Raw genomic sequence first — 2,142 nt, 5'->3', positions numbered from 1 at the left:
GGCACCATCCTCTATCTGAACAAAAACGGCAGCGACCTGCTCAATGTTAAGGGCGAGAAGCTGTTAGGAAAAAATATTCAGGATACGTTGACCTTACCGCAGCGGATCGCGCATGCCATTGCGGAAAACCGGGATGTCTACCTGTTCGAAACCGCCGTCGAATTTCAAGGTGCGTTTATCGCACTGGCGATGTCGCTCAAAATTGTCAAAGGCGTCGCCAATACGCCCGATCGTTACATCGCGCTGTTGCACCCTATCGATCACATTCGTGAATTGGTGCATCGCCACGGCGGAGCGTATGCACGGCTGACATTTGACGATCTTGATTACGTTGGCACCTCCAGCGCTATTCGGCGTGTGGTTCGCCTTGCACAGCAGGCGGCAAAGGGGCGCGGCTCCGTCCTGCTGCACGGTGAAGAGGGACTTGGCAAGGCCTATCTGGCACAGGCTATTCATAACGCCAGCGAGCGCAGGGATAAGCCCTTTATTACCATCAATTGCCAGGCAATACCGCGCGAGGCGATGGCGAGCGAATTTTTGGGCAACAACGCGCATACCGATAAACCGGTCATTTCCAAATTCGAGTTGGCGAAAGGTGGCACATTGCTGTTAGAGAATGTCGAATACCTGACACAAGAAGTGCAAACCGCGCTGTTACAACTGCTGAAAACCGGGTTGCTCAACAAGGCCAACCAGACGTTGGTGCCGCTGGATGTCAGGTTGATCACCACCACAGATATAGACATCAATCAGTTTGTTGAGGAAAACCGCTTTCGCCGCCACCTGCTTTACGAATTACAATCGTTCGACATCCACGTACCTGCCCTGCGGGAACGCAGCGAAGATATCCCTGCATTGATCAAGCGCTACCTTAAGATCATGAGCCGCGAGATCGGCGCTAACGTGACGCTCTCTGAAGATGCACAACAATTGCTCATGCGCTATGCCTGGCCGGGAAATAACCGAGAACTGCGCAATGTGCTGGAGCGCGCTTACAGCTATAGCAACGGCAACCGAATAAAAGTCAAAGATATTCCGGCACCATTGAGTGAAAACATTCTTGAGACATCATCGCGAGAAGCGAGCCTCCATCCTCAGTCGTTACAAGAGATGGAGCGGGATGCGCTCATCCAGGCAGCCATTCACTGCCGGGGAAAAGCCTCACAAATGGCTTTATCGTTAAACATTGGCCGCACGTCCTTGTGGCGTAAACTCAAGCTGCTTAATATCCATCTTGCCGATTACAAAGTGGGTTGACCCCTTTCGGGATAAGATGCACCGGCGAAAAGTTCAACAATATTGCGTACCGTCAGCGCAGCGTCTATCTGCGCTGACGGGATCGTCACCCCGAATGCCTCAAGCTGCATCAGTAAATCTATCATCTCGACCGAATCCAGACCTAACGTGACGATCACGCTATCGTTCAACCCAATGCTGTCAACAGGGATGCCGCTTACCTGATGAATCAATGCTTTCACCTGACGCTCATTATCACTCCCCATTATCACACCATCATCCTCGTGATGTCTGTGAAGAGAGGGTGCGCCTCACGCCAGGCATGGTGGTCAAGACCCGAGAATTGCGTTTTTCGCTGTATTTCTCTACCAACTTCTGAGCGTTGCGGCTCAGTTGGAAAAAATCTTCGTGCAATTGCATTTTACGAAATGCCTCGTTGATATAGACCTGCTGCATATCACTGCGCTCTTCAGTGCCTACATCGGCGAGAAATGCTCTTTCCAGGAAGTGTTCCAGCGTTTGGGTATACACGCCGTCCTCGCGCAGGATCAGTTTATCGATGCTCGCCATTTCGTTTTCATTCTCTGGGACTTCCTCACCAAGCCAGCGCTTCAGCAAGGCCAGATCATCCTTGTTGATGCCGGATGAGCCCCCCCCTGCTGAAGAGGCTACCTCCGAATGGCCAGTCGCTTCTGTCACAGAAAAATCGTCATTTGCCGCAGGCCCCTTTTCAGCGACAACGGCGGAGGGATAGGCTTCGGCGGTAGGGTGTGCCGCCAGTGATGCCAAGGGGTTGATGTTGTGCTTGGGCGATAGTGTACCAATTTGGAAATTATCCAGAGGCGATCGTGGCGGTGACATCGTCGATATAGCGGAACCCACGGAGCTACTGGAGGAAGGAAGCCG

Annotated in this window: 3 protein-coding genes; 1 reads left to right on the top strand and 2 read right to left on the bottom strand. The window is 52.4% G+C overall.

What is annotated here, in order from left to right:
• The coding region (locus J5224_RS25390; protein ID WP_264627977.1) for a sigma 54-interacting transcriptional regulator at positions 1-1,257 on the top strand (1,257 nt) is incomplete at its 5' end.
• Here J5224_RS25390 and J5224_RS25385 read toward each other — a convergent pair.
• Together J5224_RS25385 and J5224_RS25380 are read right to left on the bottom strand one after the other, a co-directional pair.
• Complete coding sequence (locus J5224_RS25385; RefSeq protein WP_264627976.1) at positions 1,242-1,502, bottom strand: acyl carrier protein; 261 nt, start codon at positions 1,500-1,502, stop codon at positions 1,242-1,244. The genes J5224_RS25390 and J5224_RS25385 overlap by 16 nt on opposite strands.
• A 10-nt stretch (positions 1,503-1,512) precedes the next feature.
• Positions 1,513-2,142 (bottom strand): hypothetical protein (locus J5224_RS25380; protein WP_264627975.1); only part of this gene is annotated, 630 nt, incomplete at its 5' end.

It is taken from the genome of Candidatus Symbiopectobacterium sp. NZEC135, assembly GCF_025962695.1.
This window is presented reverse-complemented; position numbering and strand designations above follow the sequence as displayed.

Bases quoted from the DNA above. Each gene is read 5' to 3' on its own strand.
- J5224_RS25385 (WP_264627976.1), bottom strand. From the start codon at position 1,502: ATGGGGAGTGATAATGAGCGTCAGGTGAAAGCATTGATTCATCAGGTA.